Source organism: Streptomyces sp. NPDC051662, assembly GCF_040681655.1.
Lineage (GTDB): Bacteria > Actinomycetota > Actinomycetes > Streptomycetales > Streptomycetaceae > Streptomyces.
Map to the genome: position 1 here is coordinate 264,206 of NZ_JBFAZD010000011.1, position 21,189 is coordinate 285,394.

Consider the following 21,189-nt stretch of genomic DNA (forward strand, 5'->3'; position numbering starts at 1 on the left):
CCGGCTGTGGTGCGCGCGTACGTCAGCTCTCGGTCTTCGCAGCTGTCGTGCGCGTACGGCGGCGGCGCGGCTTGGGCATGGCCTCCGCCTCCGCTTCGGGTGCCGCCGCGGTCGCGGCGGCCTCGACGGCCTCGGCGGCCGGCTTGGCGACGCGGGTGCGGCGACGGGGCTTGGCCTCCGCGACGGGGGCCTCGGCCTTGCCGTCCACCGGCTCCGCCACCGCCGACTCCGCGGCCTCGGCCACGGACTTGGCGACGCGGGTGCGGCGACGCGGCTTGGTCTCGGCGACCGGCGCCTCGGGGGCGTCGACCGGCTCCGCCACCGCGGCCTTCTCGACCGTCTCGGCCGCGGGCTTCGCGGCCCGGGTGCGACGGCGGCGCGGCTTGGCCACGGGCTCCGCCGCGGGGTCGGCGACGACGGGCTCCGAGACGGCCGGGTCCGCGAGGACCGGCTCCGCCACGGCATCCGGGGCTGTCACGGCGGCCACGGTCTCCATGGCCGGTGTCTCGGCCACGGAGCCGGCTCCGCTGCGGGTACGCCGGCGACGGCGCGGGGTACGCGGCTCGGCGGCCCGCTCCACGCGCTCGGGCACGTCCATCGGCACCGCGGTCTGGAACTGCGGCACGGCGGTCTGGAACTGCGGCTCCGCGCTCGGGGACTGCGGCTCGGCCGCCGTACCGGCCGCCTCCAGCGGGGTCCCGCCACGGGTGCGGCGGCGCTGGCGCGGGGTACGCGTACGGGCCGGGCGCTCTTCCCGTACCGCCGCGGCGGGGGCGGCGGACTTACGGCCGCGACCGCCCGTCTCGCCGAGGTCCTCGACCTGCTCCGCCGACAGACCGGCGCGCGTGCGCTCCGCGCGCGGCAGGACGCCCTTGGTCCCGGCGGGGATGTTCAGCTCCTCGAACAGGTGCGGGGACGTGGAGTACGTCTCCGGCGGGTCCGGGAAACCGAGGTCCAGCGCCTTGTTGATCAGCTGCCAGCGCGGGATGTCGTCCCAGTCGACCAGCGTGACGGCGGTGCCGGACGCGCCCGCCCGGCCCGTGCGGCCGATGCGGTGGAGGTAGGTCTTCTCCTCCTCCGGCGACTGGTAGTTGATGACATGGGTCACGCCCTCGACATCGATACCGCGCGCGGCGACATCGGTGCAGACGAGCACATCGACCTTGCCGTTGCGGAAGGCGCGCAGCGCCTGCTCGCGGGCGCCCTGGCCCAGGTCCCCGTGGACCGCGCCGGAGGCGAAGCCGCGCTGGGCCAGCTGGTCGGCGATATCGGCGGCCGTACGCTTCGTACGGCAGAAGATCATCGCCAGGCCGCGGCCCTCGGACTGGAGGATGCGGGCGACCAGCTCCGGCTTGTCCATGGAGTGGGCGCGGTAGACGCGCTGCGTCGTGTTGGCGACGGTCGCGCCCTCGTCGTCGGGCGAGGTGGCGCTGATGTGTGTGGGCTGCGACATGTAACGGCGGGCGAGGCCGATGACCGCGCCCGGCATCGTCGCGGAGAACAGCATTGTCTGCCGCTTGGGCGGCAGCAGCTGGATGATCTTCTCGACGTCGGGCAGGAAGCCCAGGTCGAGCATCTCGTCGGCCTCGTCCAGGACGAGAGCGCGCACATGGGAGAGATCGAGCTTCTTCTGGCCCGCCAGGTCGAGCAGCCGGCCCGGGGTGCCGACAATCACATCGACGCCCTTCTTGAGGGCCTCGACCTGCGGCTCGTAGGCACGGCCGCCGTAGATCGCCAGGACCCGGACGTTACGCACCTTGCCGGCCGTCAGCAGGTCATTGGTGACCTGCGTGCACAGCTCGCGGGTGGGCACGACGACAAGCGCCTGCGGGGCGTTCGTGAGCTTCTCGGGCACGGCCCGGCCGGACTCGACGTCCGCGGGGACGGTGACGCGCTCCAGGAGCGGCAGACCGAAGCCGAGCGTCTTGCCCGTGCCGGTCTTGGCCTGTCCGATGACGTCCTTGCCGGAAAGCGCGACGGGGAGCGTCATCTCTTGGATGGGGAACGGAGACAGAATGCCGACGGCTTCTAGCGCTTCGGCTGTCTCGGGGAGGATTCCGAGGTCTCGGAAAGTCGTAGTCAGGGTGCTGCCTCTTCTGTGAGACGCGGCGCGAGGCGAACGCTGGGGGTCGTACCGCACCTGGGTACTCGGCCGGCCGTGGATTGGCCGGATGGCGCGGGACCACTGCCGTCGCTCGAGCGCTCGAACCGCTGAGGGGGCCCCTCATCTGCGGCCGTACGCTGCTGTGCGTACGATCCGCGCGGAGGGCGGTCGGGTCGGAGCCGATCGGGCCACCGACCGGGCATCCTCATGGGGCCTGTACGAGGGACTACCCTCGTTCAAACACTGTCTAACACTGCGATCGCCCGCCGAAAAGTCGGCAGGCGCATTACCACTGTACCCCGGAATCGCGCATGTGTGTTGGGCGAATTCGTCGGAACGGTGTGGCCACAGTGTCTGACCAGGCCCTTACGCGGCGCGAAGAGCGGGCTATTGTGCGGTCCATGGAGACGCCCGACAACGCCACCACGCCCGCATCCGCAGCCGAGGAACCCACCGGGATCGCCGCCCAGAACTGGGACACGGCCGCCGCCGAGCCGCAGTACCGCGCCGCCGTCGTGGATCTGCTGGGAGCGCTCGCCTACGGGGAGCTGGCGGCCTTCGAGCGGCTGGCCGAGGACGCCAAGCTCGCGCCGACGCTCGCCGACAAGGCCGCCCTGGCGAAGATGGCCGCCGCCGAATTCCACCACTTCGAGCGGTTGAACGACCGGCTGCGGGCGATCGACGCCGAGCCGACCGACGCGATGGAGCCCTTCGCCAAGGCGCTCGACGACTTCCACCGGCTGACCGCGCCGTCGGACTGGCTGGAGGGCCTCGTCAAGGCGTACGTGGGCGACTCGATCGCCAGCGACTTCTACCGCGAGGTGGCCGCGCGGCTGGACATCGACACCCGCGCGCTGGTGCTCGCCGTGCTGGACGACACCGGACACGGCAACTTCGCCGTGGAGAAGGTCCGCGCCGCGATCGAGGCGGAGCCGCGGGTCGGCGGGCGCCTGGCCCTCTGGGCGCGGCGGCTGATGGGCGAGGCGCTTTCCCAGGCGCAGCGGGTGGTGGCCGAGCGCGACGCGCTCTCCACGATGCTCGTGGGCGGGGTGGCGGACGGTTTCGATCTCGCGGAGGTCGGCCGGATGTTCTCCCGGATCACCGAGGCGCACACCAAGCGGATGGCCGCTCTCGGACTGGCCGCCTGAGCGGGCGGCCTTCCGGGACGGAACGGGATCGGTTCAGGAGGAGATCTGGGGGCGCCGCAGCGCCCGACGCGTGGGGCGGAGCAACAGCGACAGCAGCACCGCCCCCACCAGCAGGGCACCGACGAGCGTCGCGGGAACATGACCGGCGCCGAGCGCCATATGCGTCACATAGGCGCCGAAGAGCGCGCCGACCGGGCCGGCCGTGAACACCGTCCGGTGAGCCGGCAGCCGGTGGGACAGCCGGCTCGCGGCGGCCCACGAAAGACCGAGTCCGAGCAGGACCGATCCGAGAACTTCCCAGATCACTGCTGATCACCTCACGACGCCGAAAGTGACATGTGGTCAGGGCTTTTGGGCCCAGCACGTCACTACCCGGAGCGCATGGGCCGCAACCCCCGCCGGACCCCCGGGAGAGGGCGGCTACGCGCACAGCGGAACTCGCGGGTGACGGACAGGGGAATGGCCCGGCGGGGGTGTCCCGCCGGGCCATTCCCCTGTCCGTGACGACAGGTACTACAGAGCGCCGAACCCGACGCGTCGGGTGGCCGGCTCACCGATCTCCACGTACGCGATCCGCTCGGCCGGTACGAGCACCTTGCGCCCCTTGTCGTCCGTGAGACTGAGCAACTGCGCCTTGCCGGCCAGCGCGTCGGCGACGGCGCGCTCGACCTCCTGGGCGGTCTGCCCGCTCTCCAGAACGATCTCGCGGGGCGTGTGCTGCACGCCGATCTTGACCTCCACGGCTATGTCCCTCCGAACGGTCTGCGTTGCGCGGCCAGCCGCGCGGTACGCAGCACACATTAGCCCGGAGTGACCATCCGGAAGACGCCGCGGGGAACGCCCGCAGCGAACACCCGCGGCGGACACCCGCCGTTCAGTGCGGCTCACCGCCGTGCAGCGGGAAGCCGGCGATACCGCGCCAGGCCAGCGAGGTGAGGAGCCGCACCGCCTGATCGCGGGGGATCGCGGACTCGCTGGAGAGCCAGTAGCGGGCCACCACCTGGGAGACGCCGCCGAGCCCCACCGCCAGCAGCATGGACTCCTCCTTGGAGAGCCCGGTGTCCTCGGCGATCACATCGGAGATGGCCTCCGCGCACTGGAGCGCGACCCGGTCCACGCGCTCGCGCACCGCGGGCTCGTTCGTCAGATCGGACTCGAAGACCAGGCGGAAGGCGCCGCCCTCGTCCTCGACATAGGCGAAGTAGGCGTCCATCGTGGCCTCGACGCGCAGCTTGTTGTCCGTCGTGGACGCGAGCGCCGTACGGACCGCCTGGAGAAGGCTCTCGCAGTGCTGGTCGAGCAGGGCGAGGTACAGCTCCAGCTTTCCGGGGAAGTGCTGGTAGAGGACGGGCTTGCTGACGCCGGCCCGCTCGGCGATGTCGTCCATCGCGGCCGCGTGGTAGCCCTGTGCGACGAACACTTCCTGAGCCGCGCCCAGCAGCTGATTGCGTCGGGCGCGACGCGGCAGGCGCGTGCCTCGCGGGCGCGCCGCCTCTGTCTGCTCTATGGCTGTCACGCCGCCTCCCAAAGTTCGTTCCGTGCGCGCTGTGCGCCGCCTGGCCATCGTACTTTTGGGTAACCCGGCTGTGCGTGGTGAGGACCCGTTTTTTTGGGGGCCGGTGGTCTCCGGCGGGCGCACCCGGCGCTTCGTCGCGCGGCCCTCGCCGTCCGGTCACTGACGGTAGTCGTCGTCCTCGTCCGTACCGACCGCTCGCGCCTGATCGGCCGCGTCCGCCTCGTCGGCCTTGTCCGGGTCGGTACGTGTCAGGGGTTCGTCGCCCCCGGGCCGTACGTCCGTGTGCTGTTCCGCGGCGTCGGCTTCGGGGACCTCCTCGTCCAGCTCGGCTTCCTCGTCGTTCGTCTCGAAGGTCTCGGGATCCGTGGGGTCAACCGCCATGGCGTGCCCTTTCTCTCCCTAAGAGCCTAGAAGCCGGGGGTGCGGGACGCCATGCGGCCTGTGACGCCGAACACACGGACCGGGGCGTGATCGTCTCGTAACATTGCGGCATGTCGTCGACCGAGCTGCCGGAAGCCGTCGCCGCCGCCCTGGCGCCGAAGGTGAGTCCCGTACGGGTCGCGGACGGGGAGCGGCTCCGTTCCGTCACGCTGCCCGGACTGACGCTGACCGTACGGTGCCGGCCGGCGTCCCGTGTCGGCGCGCCGCCCGCGCTGTATGTGCACGGGCTCGGCGGCTCCTCGCAGAACTGGTCGGCGCTCATGTCGCTCCTGGCGGACATCGTCGACGGCGAGGCCGTCGATCTGCCCGGCTTCGGGGACTCGCCGCCGCCGGACAACGGCGATTACTCGGTCAGCGGGCAGGCCCGCGCGGTGATCCGGCTGTTGGACGTGGAGGGGCGCGGCCCCGTCCATCTCTTCGGCAACTCCCTCGGGGGCGCCGTCGCCACCCGCGTCGCGGCGGCCAGGCCCGATCTGGTGCGGACCCTGACACTGGTCTCGCCGGCGCTGCCGGAGATCCTCGTCCAGCGCACCGCGCTGCCGACCGCGCTGCTCGCGCTGCCCGGGGTCGCCCCGCTGTTCGGCCGGCTGACCCGGCACTGGACGCCGGAGCAGCGCACCCGGGGTGCGATGGACATCACGTACGGCGATCCCTCGTCGGTGACCGAGGAGGAACTGCGCCACGCCGTCCAGGAGATGGAGCGGCGGCTTCAACTGCCCTATTTCTGGGACGCGATGACCAACTCGGCGCGCGGTATCGTCAACGCGTACACCTTGGGCGGTCAACATGGACTGTGGCGGCAGGCGGAGCGGGTGCTGGCGCCGACGCTGCTCGTCTACGGCGGGCGGGACCTGCTCGTTTCGTACCGGATGGCCCGCAGGGCGTCGGCCGCTTTCCGCGGTTCCCGGCTGTTGACCCTCCCCGAGGCCGGACATGTTGCCATGATGGAGTACCCCCGGCAGGTCGCGCAGGCCTGCCGGGAACTCATCGATGACTACGACAGGAGCTGATCCGGGCCGTGGGACGACACAGCCGCAAAGGCCCCGTACCCCAGGGCACGCGGTCCACGGCCCCGGTCGCGGCGGGCGAACCCGCCCCCGCGCGGGCCGGATCCGACAAGGGACGGCGCGGGCGCGCGCCTGACGGCCAGGACGCGGACCCGGAACAGCAGCACGGCGGCCCGGCCTACGCCACCCCCGCGCACGGCGTGCCGCAGGTGCGCGGCGGTCACCCCGAGCAGCGGGAGGCCGGCGGCGGCTGGGGCGGTGAGCAGCGCCAGGGCGCGCCGCGCGACCCCGCTTCGCGTGCCGCGGCCCCGCCCAAGCAGTCCGGCGCGCCCGGGACTTCGGCGCCCACGGCTCCGGCGCCCGCGGCCCCGCGGATCCCGGGACCGCGACGGGAGTTCATCGAGGCGTTCGACGACGACGCGTTCGACGCCTTCGGCGCCCCGGCCTCCCGTACCGCCGCCCCGGAGAGCGGCGCGCCCGGCCCCGGCTCCCTCGGCGACCGGGACGGCGGCCCCGGCGGCCCCGGCGGCGCCGACGATACGGAGCAGGCTCCGGCGGAGCCCGCCAGAGGCGGCAAGGGACGTACGCTCACCGGGATCGCCGCCGCCGCGGTGGTCACGGTCCTTGTGGTCGTCGTCGCCGGGCAGGTCACCGACGGCGATACGGACCGTGCCGACGCGCGGGCCGCCGACGGCACCGACCGCGCCGACAGCGATGACACCTCGCGCTACAAGGGCCGGCCCACCCCGACGGGGTCCTCCGCGGTGGTGACCCCGGCGCCCACCTACGCGCAGCTGATGACCCGGCAGTTCCCGCTCGATCCGAAGCTGACGGCCTCGGGCGACTTCACCGCCGTACCCGGTCTCGCCAAGGCGCCGGGCAAGGGGCAGAAGTTCCGCTACCGCGTGGACATCGAGAAGGGGCTCGGGCTGGACGGGGGACTCTTCGCCGAGGCCGTCCAGAAGACCCTGAACGACGACCGGAGCTGGGCCCACAACGGCGCCATGACCTTCGAACGGATCTCCAGCGGCGAGGCCGACTTCGTGATCACGCTCGCGAGCCCGGGGACCACCGGAGTCTGGTGCGCCAAGTCCGGTCTGGACACGACCATCGACAATGTGTCCTGCGACTCGGCCTCGACCGACCGCGTCATGATCAACGCCTTCCGCTGGGCGCAGGGCGCGAAGACCTTCGGCGACAAGGCGATGCTCGGCTACCGGCAGATGCTGATCAATCACGAGGTCGGACACCGGCTCGGGCACAACCATGTGAGTTGCCGCACTCCCGGGGCGCTCGCTCCGGTGATGCAGCAGCAGACCAAGTCGCTGGACATCGAGGGGATCAAGTGCAGGCCGAACCCCTGGGTCTTTCCCGACAGTTGAGACGCCTGTCTCATGACGGCCTCGCAACGCGTTGACATCGCACGCGGGGTCGTTCATATTTCTCGGCATGTCGCCCCGCCGCGCCGCCGCTTCCGGCCGCACCGCCATTGAGCTCACGCTCATCGGTGTGACCGCGCTGTGCGTGGCCGACATTCACTGTCGCTGACGCCTGCCCGAGCGCGCGTCGGCCTTCTCCTCACCGCCGAGCATCTCCGCGTCCGGGCGTATGTGTTCCGTACGCAGGCGTGCCGTGCCGGTCTCCCGTTCCCTCTCCGCACGCTCTCGCCTGCGCGGACTCCAGGGTGTTAAGTGCCCTTTGTCCCCTTCTGTCTGCGCCCTGCCCGCGCAGCTCACCGAGAGGCCTCTTCCGATGCGTCAACCGTCCGTCATATCCCGCCGCGTGGCCGCGGCAGCCGTCAGCCTGGTCGTGGCAGCGGGCGCCGCCGCCTGCGCGGGTCCTCAGGACAACGATGCCAAGGCCGACGGCGCGGGCAAGGGAAAGCCCCAGAAGGGCGGCACGCTCTCGGTGCTCAACACCGAGGCGCAGACCGACTTCGACCCGGCGCGGCTCTACACCTCCGGCGGCGGCAACGTCCCCTCGCTGGTCTTCCGTACGCTCACCACCCGCAACCGGGAGAGCGGTGCGGCCGGCACCAAGGTCGTCCCCGACCTCGCCACCGACACCGGGCGCCCGAACGCGGACGCCACCGAGTGGACGTACACCCTCAAAGAAGGGCTGAAGTTCGAGGACGGCACCCCCATCACCACCGCCGACATCAAGTACGGCATCGAGCGCTCCTTCGCCGCCGAGCTCTCCGGCGGCGCCCCCTATCTGCGCGACTGGCTGATCGGCGGCGCCGACTACGAGGGCCCGTACAAGGACAAGAAGGGCCTCGCCTCGATCGAGACGCCCGACGCAAGGACCATCGTCTTCAAGCTCAACAAGCCCGAGGGCGACTTCCCGTTCGTCGCCACCCAGACGCAGTTCGCGCCCGTGCCGAAGGCGAAGGACACCGGCGCCACCTACGAGGAGCACCCCGTCTCCTCGGGCCCGTACAAGGTCGTCAAGAACGAGGGCGACGGCCAGCACCTCGTCCTGGAGCGCAACCCGCACTGGTCGGAGAAGACCGACGAGGAGCGCCACGCCTACCCCGACACGATCGATGTGAAGGCCGGGCTCGACGCCGCCGTCATCAACCAGCGGCTCTCCACCAGCTCCGGCGCCGATGCCGCCGCCATCACCACCGACACCAACCTCGGGCCCGCCGAGCTGGCCCAGATCGGCAGCGACAAGGCGCTCGCCGCCCGCGTGGGCACCGGACACTTCGGCTACACCAACTACCTCGCCTTCAACCCGAAGGTGAAGCCGTTCGACAACCCCAAGGTGCGCCAGGCGATCTCGTACGCCATCAACCGCACCAGCGTCATCAACGCGGCCGGCGGCTCCGCGCTCGCCGAGCCCGCGACCACCTTCCTCCCCGAACAGCCGGCCTTCGGCCACACGCCCTACGACCACTTCCCGGCCGGAAAGACCGGCGACCCGGCCAAGGCGAAGGAACTGCTGAAGGAGGCCGGGTACGCCAACGGTCTGACGATCTCGCTCACCCACTCCACCGCGCAGAACAGGGAGACCAGCCCCGAGGTCGCCACCGCCGTCCAGGAGGCCTTGAAGCAGGCCGGGATCACCGTCGAGCTCCAGGGCCTCGAACCCAACGCGTTCAACGAGGCGCGCTGGAGCGTCAAGGACTCGCCCGGCTTCTTCCTCTCCCGCTGGGGCGCGGACTGGCCCTCCGGTGGCCCCTTCCTCGCGCCGATCTTCGACGGCAGGCAGATCGTCAAGGACGGCTCCAACTTCAACCACGCGCAGCTCGACGACCCGTCGGTCAACAAGGAGATCGACGAGATCAACAAGCTGACCGATCTGAGCGCGGCGGCCAAGCGCTGGGGCGCCCTCGACAAGAAGATCGGCGAGCAGGCGCTCGACGTACCGCTCTTCCACCCGGTCTACAAGCGGCTCTACGGCAAGAACGTCAAGAACATCGTGATCAGCGACTGGACCGGCGTTCTCGACATCTCGCAGGTCGCGGTCGCGTGAGCACCGCCGTTGCCACGGGCGCCTCGGGCGCCCGGCAGGTGTGGCGGCGGCTGCGTGGACGCCCCTCGGCCCTGGTGGCCGGGGGCGTCCTCGTCCTGCTCGTGGTGGTGGCGCTCGCCGCGCCCCTGCTCGCCGCGATCGAGGGCCAGGACGCCTACGCGTACCACGACGCGCTGGTGGACTCGGCGCGCGGCGGGGTGCCGACCGGCTCCTTCGGCGGGGTGAGCGGGGACCACTGGCTCGGCGTCGAACCCGGCACCGGACGCGATCTGTTCGTACGGCTGCTGTACGGGGCCCGGGTCTCGCTGCTGGTCGCGGTCGGCGCCACCGCCGTCCAGGTGCTGATCGGGGTCGTGATCGGCCTCGCCGCCGGGCTCGGCAACCGGCTGCTCGACACCTTCCTCAGCCGGTTCACGGATGTCATGGTCGCGCTGCCGATGCTGGTGATCGCCATCGCCCTGACGGCCGTCGTACCGGCGGACTTCCCGCGCCCCCTGCTGCTGATCCTGGTCATCGGGCTGCTCAACTGGGGTGCTACGGCCCGGATCGTACGGGCGCAGACACTGACCCTGAGGCAGCTCGACTTCGTGGCCGCCGCCCGGCTCGGCGGCTCCGGGCGGGTGCGGGTGGCGCGGCGCGAGCTGCTGCCCTCGCTCGCCGCGCCCGTCATCACCTACGCGGCGATCCTGCTGCCCTCGAACATCGTGATCGAGGCGTCGCTGTCCTTCCTCGGGGTCGGGGTCAGACCGCCGACGCCGTCCTGGGGACAGATGCTGTCGACCGCGCAGACCTGGTTCCGCGCGGACCCGATGTACGTACTGCTCCCCGCCGGACTGCTGTTCGTGACGGTACTCGCCTTCACCGTGCTGGGGGACGCGGTGCGTACGGCGCTCGATCCGCGCGAGGCAGGCCGGCTGCGGGTGGGGACACGCGCGGGGCGCCGCGCCCGCGCCGGCGGCGCCGCCGCCACTTCGCCCAAGGGAACGGCCTCATGACGCGCTATCTGCTCAAACGGCTCGTAGGGGCGCTGCTCGTCCTGCTCGTGCTCTCCGCCGCCGTGTACGCGCTCTTCTATCTCGTACCGGGCGACCCGGCCCGGCTCGCCTGCGGCGAACGGTGCTCCACCCAGCAGGTCACCCAGGTACGGGAGCGGCTCGGCCTGGACGCCTCGGTGTTCACGCAGTACGGGCACTTCCTCCAGGGCATCGTCGCCGGTCGGGACTACTCGACCGGTACGGCCGTACTGCACTGCGACGCGCCCTGCCTCGGCTTCTCGTACAGGACCGACCAGCAGGTCACCCAGCTGATCGGGGAGCGGCTGCCCGCGACGCTCTCCCTCGCGCTCGGCGCGATGGTGATCTGGCTGGTCATCGGGGTGGGCACCGGCCTGCTCTCGGCGGTGCGGCGCGGCGGGATCACCGAGCGCGCGCTGACCGTGCTCACCCTCGCCGGGACCGGCATGCCCGTCTTCATCCTGGGGCTGCTGCTTCTGATGGCGGTCTGCGCGTATCTGCGCTGGCTGCCGTTCCCGTCGTACGTACCGCTCTCCCAGGACCCCGAGCAGTGGGCGTGGAACCTGCTGCTGCCGTGGCTCACCCTCGGTTTCTTCGAGAGCGCCAAATACGCCCGGCTGACGCGCAGTTCGACGCTGGAGACGCTGGCCGAGGATCATATCCGCACGTTTCGGGCGTATGGCGTCGGGGAACGGGCGGTGGTCGGACGGCACGCGCTGCGCGGCGCCGTACCGCCCGTCATCGCGCTCAACGCGAACGACCTCGGCACGGTCGTGGGCGGCGCGGTGCTCACGGAGACCCTCTTCGGTATCCCCGGTATCGGCAAGACACTGGTCGACGCGGTACGGGTGGTCGATGTGCCGGTGGTGGTGGGGGTGGTGCTGGCGACCGGCACGGCCGTCGTCCTGGCGAATGTGGTGGCGGATCTGCTCTACGCGGCGGCGGACCGAAGGGTGGCTCTGCTGTGACCGGTGTGGCGAAGGCGATGGATGTGGCGGATATGGCGGAGCAACTGATCCTCGTGGACGGCCTCACCGTCGACTTCCCGGCCGGGGGACCGGCGGAGGCCGGGACCGTACGGGCCGTGGACGGGCTCTCGTTCACGCTCGCCGCCGGCCGGGCGATCGGACTGGTCGGCGAGTCGGGCAGCGGCAAGAGCACCGTCGCGAGCGCGCTCCTCGGTCTGCACCGGGGGACCGGCGCACGCGTCGGCGGGACGGTACGGGTCGGCGGTACGGACGTGGGAGCCGCCTCCGACCGTGAACTGCGCGCGCTGCGCGGCGCGGTGGCCGCGATGGTCTTCCAGGATCCGCTGTCGTCCCTGGACCCGTACTACGCGGTCGGCGACCAGATCGCCGAGGTCTACCGGGTCCATACGGACGCCACCCGGCGGGCCGCCCGCGCACGGGCCGTCGAGGTACTCGACCGGGTGGGCATCCCGGACGCGGCGCGCCGCGCCGGGGCCAGGCCGCACGAGTTCAGCGGCGGTATGCGTCAGCGCGCGCTGATCGCGATGGCGCTGGCCTGCGAACCGCGGCTGCTGATCGCGGACGAGCCGACCACCGCCCTGGACGTCACCGTCCAGGCCCAGATCCTCGATCTGCTCCATGATCTGCGCCATGAGACGGGCATGGGGCTGCTGCTGGTCACCCATGACGTGGGGGTCGCGGCGGAGAGCGTGGACGAGGTGCTGGTGATGCGGCACGGCAGGGAGGTGGAGCGCGGGCCGGTGACCGAGGTGCTGGGCGCTCCCCGCGACACCTATACGCGGGCGCTGCTCGCGGCGGTACCGCGCGTGGACACGCCGCGCACGGGGGCGGCGGCTCCGGCACCGAAGCACACTCGGGCTCCGGCACCGAAGCCCGAGGGTGAGGCGCTGCTCGAAGCCGTCGGTCTGCGGCGGGAGTTCAGCCGGGGGCGGCGGACGGTCACCGCCGTGGACGGGGTCTCGCTCACCGTCCACCCCGGCGAGACCCTGGGGATCGTCGGGGAGAGCGGCAGCGGCAAGACCACCCTGGGGCGGATGCTGGTACGGCTCCTCGACCCGTCTGCCGGACGGCTGCGCTACCGGGGTACGGAGATCGCGACGGCGTCGGAGAAGGAACTGCGGCCCTTCCGGCGCGAGTTGCAGATGATCTTCCAGGATCCGGTCTCCTCGCTCAATCCGCGCCGTTCGGTCGGTGAGTCCGTGGCCGATCCGCTGCGGGCCGCCGGGGTGCTCGACGAACGCCGGCTCGTCGCGCGGGTACGGGAACTGCTGGACCGGGTCGGACTCGATCCCGACCGGTACGACCGGTACCCGCACGAGTTCAGCGGCGGGCAGCGCCAGCGCGTGGGGATCGCGCGGGCGCTGGCCGCCGAGCCACGGCTCATCGTCTGCGACGAGCCCGTCTCCGCCCTCGATGTGACCACGCAGGCGCAGGTCACCGCCCTGCTGGCGGAACTCCAGCGCGAGCTGGGCCTGGCGCTGGTCTTCATCGCCCATGACCTCGCCGTCGTACGGCAGGTCAGCGACCGGGTCGCCGTCATGCGGCACGGCAGGATTGTGGAACAGGGCACGGTCGACGAGGTGTACGGGACGCCCTCGGAGGCGTACACACGACACCTGCTCGCCGCCGTGCCCGCCCTCGATCCGGCGCTCGCCGCGGCCCGCCGCTCGGCCCGCCGGGCCCTCCCCGTGCCCGCCGAGGACCTGGCCGTGGCCTGACCTCGCGTAGTCGGTCCGTTCTGTAGCGCGACAGAACGCTACCGGTACGGGAAAGTTACGTGCATTCACCCCTTCCGGTGGTGCGACGGACAACCGTCCGTCGCACCACCGGCTTATCCGCTTACGGTCGTCCCGCTGCGAGTCGCCGGATGAACGGCGCTCGCCCACAAGGGAGATCGGGGGTGCCCGCGTGCGGGTCGGACTGCTTACGGACAGTGGATATCCGTATGCGACGGGTGAGTCCTGGCTCCGGTGCGACCGCCGCCGGTGCGCGGCGGAACGCCGCGCCCTCGGTCGCCTCGCCGGGGAGCGAGCCGTCGTACGGCCGCCGGGAGCGGCCTGCCGTACCCCCGGCGCACGCCGGAGTGTGAACACCACGCCCGTGCCCGATCCCCACCAGACCGCGTCCGGCGGCTCGGCCGGCCCGCGCGGGCCGCTGGCCAAACGCTTCTTCGGGGTATCGCCGCTGGTCACGGGTACGGCGCAAGGCCGCGCGGGTACTGCCGGGCGACCGGCCGCGCGCCGTGGGCGGACGAGCCGGGAAGCGCGGGCGACGCGCCGGTGCGCGCCAATCCGGTCTCCCTGGGGGCGTACGCCGGAGTGGGGGAGCGCGATGTCTGACCGACTGTCCGACCCGGGCACCCCGGGCACCCCGGGGGCCGCCCTGCCCGGCGCCGTCCGCTCCCTCACCCCGCTCGCGCTCGACCACAGCAGCGGACGGTGGCGCCTCGCGATAGGCCGGGCAGGGTACGGCCTGCTCGCCCCGCTGTTCGTCGCGCCGGCCTCCGCCGTTCTCCCCGCCGCCCGGTGCGCCCACCTCCTCTCCGTACACGCCCGGCGCGGATCAGCGCCCCGGCCTGCACGGCGGATCCTCGCGCGCCCCCTGCCGCTCACTCTCGTAGCACTGTTCGCCGCCGCCCTGAGCTGTCTGTATCTGCTCGCCACCGCTGTCTTCGGCGAGAAGAACGACGGCGCGCGCGGCGCGCACGGCGCACTCGCCCCCACTCCGGGCGGCGCACTCGCGCCCACCGTCCCCCCGAGCACCACCTCGTGAAGGAGAAGCCAGAGATGACTCCGCAATCCGCAGCACGGGCCGGAGCACCGGCCCCCGTACCGGCCAGTCGGCACAGAGGGGCCGCGCGATGAGGGTCCTGCTGCTCGGTGCCAACGGGTTCCTCGGCCGCTTCGTGGCCGACCGGCTGCTCGCCGACCCCGCCGTCCACCTCACCGCGCTCGGCCGGGGCGACGACGCCGACGTACGGTTCGATCTCGCGGGCGGCTCCCCGGGGGCCCTCACCCGCTTCCTGGACGCCGTCCACCCCGGCGTCATCATCAACTGCGCCGGAGCCACCCGCGGCGGCGCGCGCGAGCTGACCCGGCACAACACGGTCGCCGTCGCCACGGTCTGCGAGGCCCTGCGCCGCAGCCGCTGCGGCGCGCGGCTCGTCCAGCTCGGCTGCGCCTCCGAGTACGGTCCGTCCCAGCACGGCTCGTCGACCGCCGAGGACGCCGTACCGCGCCCCGGCGGTCCGTACGGCGTGAGCAAGCTCGCCGCCTCCGAGCTGGTGCTCGGGTCCGGACTCGACGCGATCGTGCTGCGGGTGTTCTCGCCCGTGGGCCCCGGCACCCCCGCGGGCTCCCCGCTCGGCCGGCTCGCCGAGGCGATGCGCCGCGCCATGCAGTCAGGCGACGGTGAGCTGAAGCTCGGCGGCCTCGGGGTGCAGCGCGACTTCGTCGACGTACGCGACGTGGCGCGCGCCGTGCACGCCGCCTCGCTCTCCGCCGCCCAGGGCGTCGTCAATATCGGCACCGGACGCGCGGTGAGACTGCGGGACGCCGCCGCCGTACTGGCGCGGGTCGCGGGGTACGCGGGCGCCCTGCACGAACTGGACCATCCCCCCGGGCCGATGCGGGCCGGCCACGCCACCATCGGCGCACCCCGGGGCGAGGCGGCGCCGGAACACCTGGGCGCGGCCCCGTTCCCGTACCCCGACGGCTGCGGCAGCTGGCAGCAGGCGGACGTACGGACCGCGCGTGACCGCCTCGGCTGGCGGCCCCGGATCAATCTGGAGGAGTCACTCGCCGATATCTGGATGGAGGCGGCGTGCCGCATCTGACCAGAGCCGGCGGCCGGCTCTCCGCCACCGAGGAGGGCCGGCTCGGTATCGGCGTACCCGGGTACGCGCATCCGCTGCTCGCCCCCGTCGAGTGGGCCGAACTGACCCGCCCCGGAACCCCGCTGCACTGGGCCGTCCTCAATGTCGCGGACGGCCCCGGCGACTGCCCCGACCCGCACTGTCTGGCGGCGGCGGGTCGGCTCACCAACGCGGGATCCAGGGTGCTCGGCCATCTCGACCTGGCGTACGGCACCCGCCCCGCCGGGGAGCTGGTCTCCGAGGCGCGGCGGTTCTCCGACTGGTACCGCGTCGACGGGTTCTTTCTCGACCGGTGCCCGGCGGGCAGCGCCGAGCTGGCCGCGACACGGCGGCTGGCGGCGGCCCTCGGCGCGGTGCTCGACGGCGGGTTCCTCGTCCTGGGGCACGGGGTCCATCCGCACCCCGGATACGCGGAGGTCGCCGATCAGTTGGTGACCTTCACCGGCGCGTGGGCGGACTACCGCTGGTCGCAGGCGGCGGAGTGGACGGCGGAGCACCCGCCGGAGCGCTTCGCCCATCTCGTTCACGGGGTGCCGCGCGGCCATCTGGAGGAGGCGATGCGGATCGCCCGCTGGCAGGGGGCGGGCACGATCTTCTTCACGGACCGTACCGAGAGAGCGGACCGCACCGGCAGGGCGGACCGCACCGGCAGGGCGGACCGTACTGCGAGAGCTGACCGTACCGACAGGGCCGATGACGTCGACCGGAGCGCGCGCAACGGGTCATTCGAGACACTGCCCGGCTTCTGGGACGAAATCGTCTCGCGAGTCGGACCGGGTGTCTCGGAATGAGAAGGGCCGTGGCAGTGTTACAGCGAGAACAACCGTACTGATTGACCGACCAACCCCCTGTTGAGGTCCCTGTGTCGCTGCCACCCCTGGTCGAGCCCGCTGCCGAGCTCACCGTTGACGAGGTCCGCAGGTACTCCCGTCATCTGATCATCCCGGACGTCGGGATGGACGGGCAGAAGCGGCTGAAGAACGCGAAGGTGCTGTGTGTGGGTGCCGGTGGCCTCGGCTCCCCGGCTCTGATGTACCTGGCCGCGGCCGGTGTCGGCACTCTCGGCATCGTGGAGTTCGACGAGGTCGACGAGTCGAACCTGCAGCGTCAGATCATCCACAGCCAGGCCGACATCGGCCGGTCCAAGGCCGCGTCCGCGCGTGACTCCGTCCTCGGAATCAACCCCTATGTCAAGGTGATCCTTCACGAAGAGCGGCTTGAGGCCGAGAACGTGATGGACATCTTCTCGCAGTACGACCTGATCGTGGACGGCACGGACAACTTCGCCACCCGCTATCTGGTCAATGACGCCTGTGTGCTGCTGAACAAGCCGTACGTCTGGGGTTCGATCTACCGCTTCGACGGTCAGGCCAGCGTGTTCTGGTCCGAGCACGGCCCCTGCTACCGCTGCCTCTACCCGGAGCCGCCGCCCCCCGGCATGGTTCCCTCCTGCGCCGAGGGCGGCGTGCTGGGCGTGCTCTGCGCCTCCATCGGGTCCATCCAGGTCACCGAAGCGATCAAGGTGCTCGCGGGCGTCGGCGAGCCGCTGGTCGGCCGGCTGATGATCTATGACGCCCTGGAGATGCAGTACCGCCAGGTCAAGGTCCGCAAGGACCCCGACTGCGCCGTCTGCGGCGAGAACCCCACCGTCACCGAGCTCATCGACTACGAGGCCTTCTGCGGCGTCGTGTCCGAGGAGGCCCAGGAGGCGGCGGCCGGTTCGACGATCACTCCCAAGCAGCTCAAGGAGTGGATCGACGAGAAGGAGAACATCGAGATCATCGATGTGCGCGAGCCGAACGAGTACGAGATCGTCTCGATCCCCGGCGCCAAGCTGATCCCGAAGAACGAGTTCCTGATGGGTACCGCCCTGGCGACCCTGCCGCAGGACAAGAAGATCGTCCTGCACTGCAAGACGGGTGTCCGCAGCGCGGAGGTCCTCGCGGTGCTGAAGTCCGCGGGCTTCTCGGACGCGGTGCACGTCGGCGGCGGAGTCATCGGCTGGGTCAACCAGATCGAGCCGGAGAAGCCGATCTACTGAGGTCCGGTACGGCCTGACCCGCCCCCCGGCACCTCGTCGAGACGAACGAAGGGGCCGGCCCACGCGCGTGGGCCGGCCCCTTCGTCATGCGCGGGCTCGCATGCGCGGGTCCGCTACGGACAGCTCGTCCCGGCGGCCGGGACCGTGCCGTGCAGGAAGTAGTCGTCCACCGCGTCGGTGACACAGCGATTGCCCGTGGTGTACGCGCCATGGCCCTCGCCCTCGAAGGTGAGCAGGACCCCGACCCCGTCGCCCAGCTCCTCCACCATCCGCCGCGCGCCCTCGTACGGCGTCGCCGGATCCCCCTTGCCGCCGATGACCAGGATGGGGGCCGCGCCCGGCGCCGCCACCTCCGGTGTCTCGTGCTCGCCGGCCACCGGCCAGTCGGCACACCAGCCGGCCAGATCCCAGGCCAGATAGGGGCCGAAGACGGGTGACACCTTCCGGAAGTCCGCCAGCAGCCGGGACTTGACCTCCGCCGCGGTGACGCGTCCCTTGGTGTCCACGCAGGAGATGGCGCGCTGCGAGTGCTGCGCCGTGCCGTAGTGGCCCTGTGCGTCACGGTCGTTGTACGAGTCGGCCAGCCGCAGCAGCCCGCTGCCGTCACCGCCCTCGGCCTCGTCCAGCGCGTCGGTCAGCACCGGCCAGCTGTCCTCGCTGTACAGCGTGCTGATGATGCCGGTGAGCGCGAGGCTCTCGGTGAGCCTGCGCCCCGTACCGGTCGGCAGGGGCTCGTGGTCGAGCCGGTCGAGCAGCCGCACGATCCGTGCGGTGCCCGCCTGCGCGCTGACGCCCCGGCTCTTGTAGTAGTTCTCCAGGGCGCGTTGGAAGCCGAGCGCCTGGTTGCGCGAGTGCCCCACATAGTCGGCCGTCGGATCGACGACCGCGTCCAGGGTGAACCGTCCGACCTTCGCCGGGAACAAGTGGGCGTAGACACCGCCCAGTTCGGTGCCGTACGAGAAGCCCAGATAGTTCAGCGTGTCGTCGCCGAGGACCTGGCGCATCAGCTCCATGTCACGAGCCGCGTTCGTGGTGCCGACATGGGGCAGCAGCGGCCCGGAGCCGCGTGCGCAGTCCGCGCCGAAGGCCGCGGAGTCGTCGAGGTAGGTCTTCTCCTCGGCCGGGGTGTCGGGGGTCGTGTCGATACGGAGGGCCTTCTCCATCTGCCGGTCGTTGCGGCACACCACACCGGCGCTCTCCGCGACCCCGCGCGGGTCGAAGCCGACGAGGTCGTACCGGGCCCTGAGCGCGGTGAACGTGTCGGCGAAGGCGGGGAGCGCGGCCACCCCCGAGCCGCCTGGACCACCGAAGTTGAACAGGAGCGAGCCGATCCGGCTGGACCTGTCCTCGCTCTCCGAGCGGATCAGAGCGATCCCGATGGTTTCGCCGTCCGGCGCGCGGTAGTCGAGCGGCGCCAGCATCGTGGCGCACTTCCAGCCGGATCCCGGGGCCTTCGCCGCACTGCCCCACGCCTTCTTGGGTGCCTCACAGCGCTTCCAGTCGAGCCGCTGTCCGGTGAGCGAGGCGGGCAGCCGGGGCAGGGAGGCGGTCTCCGGCGCGGCGCCGTTGGCGTTGGCCGGGGCGGACGCCGCGGCCGATGAGGAAGCGGCGGCCTTGGCGTCGGGCGGAGGGTCCTCCGTACCACCCCCGCATCCGGTGACGGTCAGCAGGAATGACACCGTGAGCAGGGCGGATATCCGAGTACGGCGAGACATGGCGTAATTCAATCCGGTCCGGGGGGCGAGGACAACCGAGGGCGGCTCAGCGGCAGACCGTACCCGCGGGCGGTACCTTTCCGTTCAGCAGATAGCCGTTCACCGCCCCCTGGACGCAGGGGTTGCCGCTGTCGTACGAACCATGCCCCTGGCCGTGGTACGTGATCTCGGTGGCGACGCCCTTGCCCAGCGCGTCGGCCATCGCCCTGGCCCCCGCGTACGGGGTCGCCGGGTCACCGGTGTTGCCGACGATCAGGATCGGGGCCGAGCCCTTCGCGCTGACATCGGGCGTGGACCACTGTCCCGGCACCGGCCACTTGGTGCAGCTCATCATCCCCCAGCCCAGGTACTCCCCGAAGACCGGCGACGCCTTGCGGAACTCCGGGAGCTTCGCCTCGGTCTGCGCCACCGTGTAGCGCTCCTTGGAGTCGGCGCAGTTGATGGCCACGTTGGCGGCCTGGAGATTGCTGTATCTGCCGTACTGGTCACGGCCGTTCATCGAGTCGGAGAGCGCGAGCAGCAGAGCGCCGCTGCCGCCGTCGGCCTCGTCGAGCCCCTGTTCCAGATACGGCCAGAAGTCCTTCGAGTAGAGCGCCTGGGCGATGCCGTTGGTGGCCTGCGTCTGGGTCAGCTTGCGGTCGCCGATGCCCGCGATCGGCCGCTTGTCGAGCCGGGCGAGCAGCTTGGTGATGAACCCCTCGATCTCCTTCGGCGTGGAGCCGGGCAGTACGCAGGCGTCGCCGCGCGCGATGCAGTCCTTCTCGAAGTTGTTCAGCGCGAGCTGGAAGCCCTTCGCCTGGCCGAGTGAGCCCTGTTCTGAGTTCTGGGTCGGGTCGACCACGGCGTCGAAGACCGCCCGGCCGACGGACTTCGGATAGAGATGGGCGTAGACACCGCCCAGTTCGGTGCCGTACGAGATGCCGAAGTAGTGGAGCTTGCTGTCGCCGAGGACCTGACGCATCAGCTCCATGTCGCGGGCGGCGTTGGTCGTACCGACATACGGGAGCGAGCTGCCGGAGTTCTTCTCACAGGCGGCGGCGAAGGTGGCGAGCCCGTTGGTGAAGGTCTTCACCTCGGCGGGCGTGTCGGGGGTGGAGTCCTGGGCGAAGTACGCGTCGAGCTGTCTGTCGCCCTCGCACTTCACGCCGTCGCTGTCGCCGACTCCGCGCGGGTCGAAGCTGACCAGGTCGTAGCGGGCGCGGAGCTTCTCGTAGTCCTGGGCGAAGGACGGAAGTCCGGTGATGCCGGAGCCGCCGGGGCCGCCGAAGTTGAAGATGAGCGAGCCGATGCGCTGCTTCGTGTCGCGGGCCTTGGCCCGGATCAGCGCCAGATCGATCGTGTCGCCGTCCGGCTTGGCGTAGTCGAGCGGCGCCTTCATGAAGGAGCACTCCCACCGGGCACCGCCGGGCAGCGGGGAGGGGGCCGTACCGCCGCCCTCCGCGACCGAGGGGGCCTTGCACGCCTTCCACGTCAGCCGCTGGGTCGCCAGATCCTTGGGCCTGTCCGTACTCCGGGTGTTCCCGCCGTGGGAGCTGCCCGGCGCGGAGGAGCCGCTGTTGTCGGAGCATCCCGTGGCGGCCAGCAGGGCGGCGGCGGTGACAGCGGCCAGGGCCGGGACGCGCCGCGGGGAGAGGGCGGACAGGGCGGCGGTGGGGGAGTGCGACATGCACCCATCGTGCGCCCCGGCGGCATGGGCCGCTCGGGGCCGCGGTCCATGCGGGTGGCGGCGGACAGACGCTCCTTCGAGGACGGACCTCGGACGTAGGCGTCTAGGTCCTGTCCGGTCGATCTTCGCGGGCCCGCGACGCCTGGCACCGCACCTCGCCGCGTTGTCGGAGTCGGCCAAGTACGTCCAGTACGAGGC

General features: G+C 71.6%; 18 protein-coding genes and 1 pseudogene. 12 read left to right on the top strand and 7 right to left on the bottom strand.

Features of this window, described 5'->3' with window-relative positions; translation table 11 throughout:
- Positions 1–25 precede the first annotated feature (25 nt).
- Positions 26–2,140: pseudogene (locus AB0M67_RS20760) on the bottom strand (DEAD/DEAH box helicase); the annotation flags it as partial.
- A 365-nt stretch (positions 2,141–2,505) separates the two neighbouring features.
- Between AB0M67_RS20760 and AB0M67_RS20765 the strand changes: the two are divergent.
- Positions 2,506–3,252 (top strand): ferritin-like fold-containing protein, encoded by a 747-nt coding sequence (locus tag AB0M67_RS20765; protein ID WP_365747405.1) that lies wholly within the window; start codon positions 2,506–2,508, stop codon positions 3,250–3,252.
- A gap of 33 nt (positions 3,253–3,285) precedes the next feature.
- On the opposite strand, the gene AB0M67_RS20770 is transcribed toward AB0M67_RS20765, so the two are convergent.
- The 4 genes from AB0M67_RS20770 to AB0M67_RS20785 form a co-directional block, all read right to left on the bottom strand.
- Positions 3,286–3,558 carry a hypothetical protein gene (locus AB0M67_RS20770; protein WP_365747407.1) on the bottom strand — a complete coding sequence of 91 codons (273 nt, stop codon included), beginning with the start codon at positions 3,556–3,558 and terminating at the stop codon, positions 3,286–3,288.
- Between the two features lie 207 nt (positions 3,559–3,765).
- The gene (locus tag AB0M67_RS20775) at positions 3,766–3,993 is read right to left on the bottom strand and encodes a DUF3107 domain-containing protein (RefSeq protein WP_030352887.1); all 228 of its coding nucleotides are present in this window, start codon (positions 3,991–3,993) and stop codon (positions 3,766–3,768) included.
- A gap of 133 nt (positions 3,994–4,126) precedes the next feature.
- Positions 4,127–4,768, bottom strand: coding sequence for a TetR/AcrR family transcriptional regulator (locus tag AB0M67_RS20780; RefSeq protein WP_365747409.1), 642 nt, complete (start codon positions 4,766–4,768; stop codon positions 4,127–4,129).
- Positions 4,769–4,924: 156 nt separating this feature from the next.
- A complete protein-coding gene (locus tag AB0M67_RS20785; RefSeq protein ID WP_365747411.1) occupies positions 4,925–5,149 on the bottom strand; it encodes a hypothetical protein in 225 nt (74 codons plus the stop codon).
- Between the two features lie 110 nt (positions 5,150–5,259).
- Here AB0M67_RS20785 and AB0M67_RS20790 point away from each other — a divergent pair, with 110 nt between their 5' ends.
- The 11 genes from AB0M67_RS20790 to moeZ all read left to right on the top strand — a co-directional run bounded on the left by AB0M67_RS20790 (position 5,260) and on the right by moeZ (position 17,610).
- On the top strand, positions 5,260–6,219 hold the full coding sequence (locus tag AB0M67_RS20790; protein ID WP_365747413.1) for an alpha/beta hydrolase: 960 nt from the start codon (positions 5,260–5,262) through the stop codon (positions 6,217–6,219).
- Between the two features lie 8 nt (positions 6,220–6,227).
- Positions 6,228–7,598, top strand: coding sequence for a DUF3152 domain-containing protein (locus AB0M67_RS20795; RefSeq protein WP_365747415.1), 1,371 nt, complete (start codon positions 6,228–6,230; stop codon positions 7,596–7,598).
- Positions 7,599–7,665: 67 nt separating this feature from the next.
- Positions 7,666–7,764 carry an Ms4533A family Cys-rich leader peptide gene (locus tag AB0M67_RS20800; RefSeq protein WP_365747417.1) on the top strand — a complete coding sequence of 33 codons (99 nt, stop codon included), beginning with the start codon at positions 7,666–7,668 and terminating at the stop codon, positions 7,762–7,764.
- 204 nt (positions 7,765–7,968) lie between these two features.
- Complete coding sequence (locus AB0M67_RS20805) at positions 7,969–9,693, top strand: ABC transporter substrate-binding protein (protein WP_365747419.1); 1,725 nt, start codon at positions 7,969–7,971, stop codon at positions 9,691–9,693.
- Positions 9,690–10,688: an ABC transporter permease gene (locus tag AB0M67_RS20810; protein WP_365747421.1), complete on the top strand. Its 999-nt coding sequence runs from the start codon at positions 9,690–9,692 to the stop codon at positions 10,686–10,688. Before AB0M67_RS20805 ends, AB0M67_RS20810 begins: the two co-directional genes overlap by 4 nt.
- Positions 10,685–11,674 (top strand): ABC transporter permease, encoded by a 990-nt coding sequence (locus AB0M67_RS20815; protein WP_365747423.1) that lies wholly within the window; start codon positions 10,685–10,687, stop codon positions 11,672–11,674. Before AB0M67_RS20810 ends, AB0M67_RS20815 begins: the two co-directional genes overlap by 4 nt.
- A gap of 32 nt (positions 11,675–11,706) precedes the next feature.
- Positions 11,707–13,413 carry an ABC transporter ATP-binding protein gene (locus AB0M67_RS20820; RefSeq protein WP_365747446.1) on the top strand — a complete coding sequence of 569 codons (1,707 nt, stop codon included), beginning with the start codon at positions 11,707–11,709 and terminating at the stop codon, positions 13,411–13,413.
- Positions 13,414–14,026: 613 nt separating this feature from the next.
- Positions 14,027–14,467: a hypothetical protein gene (locus AB0M67_RS20825; protein WP_365747425.1), complete on the top strand. Its 441-nt coding sequence runs from the start codon at positions 14,027–14,029 to the stop codon at positions 14,465–14,467.
- 88 nt (positions 14,468–14,555) lie between these two features.
- Complete coding sequence (locus tag AB0M67_RS20830; RefSeq protein WP_249954265.1) at positions 14,556–15,530, top strand: NAD(P)-dependent oxidoreductase; 975 nt, start codon at positions 14,556–14,558, stop codon at positions 15,528–15,530.
- A complete protein-coding gene (locus AB0M67_RS20835; RefSeq protein ID WP_365747426.1) occupies positions 15,518–16,360 on the top strand; it encodes a spherulation-specific family 4 protein in 843 nt (280 codons plus the stop codon). Before AB0M67_RS20830 ends, AB0M67_RS20835 begins: the two co-directional genes overlap by 13 nt.
- 71 nt (positions 16,361–16,431) lie before the next feature.
- Positions 16,432–17,610, top strand: coding sequence for an adenylyltransferase/sulfurtransferase MoeZ (gene moeZ / locus AB0M67_RS20840; RefSeq protein ID WP_351392009.1), 1,179 nt, complete (start codon positions 16,432–16,434; stop codon positions 17,608–17,610).
- A 113-nt stretch (positions 17,611–17,723) separates the two neighbouring features.
- Here the strand turns inward: moeZ and AB0M67_RS20845 are convergent, their stop codons facing one another.
- Together AB0M67_RS20845 and AB0M67_RS20850 are read right to left on the bottom strand one after the other, a co-directional pair.
- Positions 17,724–19,325 (bottom strand): alpha/beta hydrolase, encoded by a 1,602-nt coding sequence (locus tag AB0M67_RS20845; protein WP_365747428.1) that lies wholly within the window; start codon positions 19,323–19,325, stop codon positions 17,724–17,726.
- A 46-nt stretch (positions 19,326–19,371) separates the two neighbouring features.
- Positions 19,372–20,991: an alpha/beta hydrolase gene (locus AB0M67_RS20850; protein WP_365747430.1), complete on the bottom strand. Its 1,620-nt coding sequence runs from the start codon at positions 20,989–20,991 to the stop codon at positions 19,372–19,374.
- Positions 20,992–21,189 lie beyond the last annotated feature (198 nt).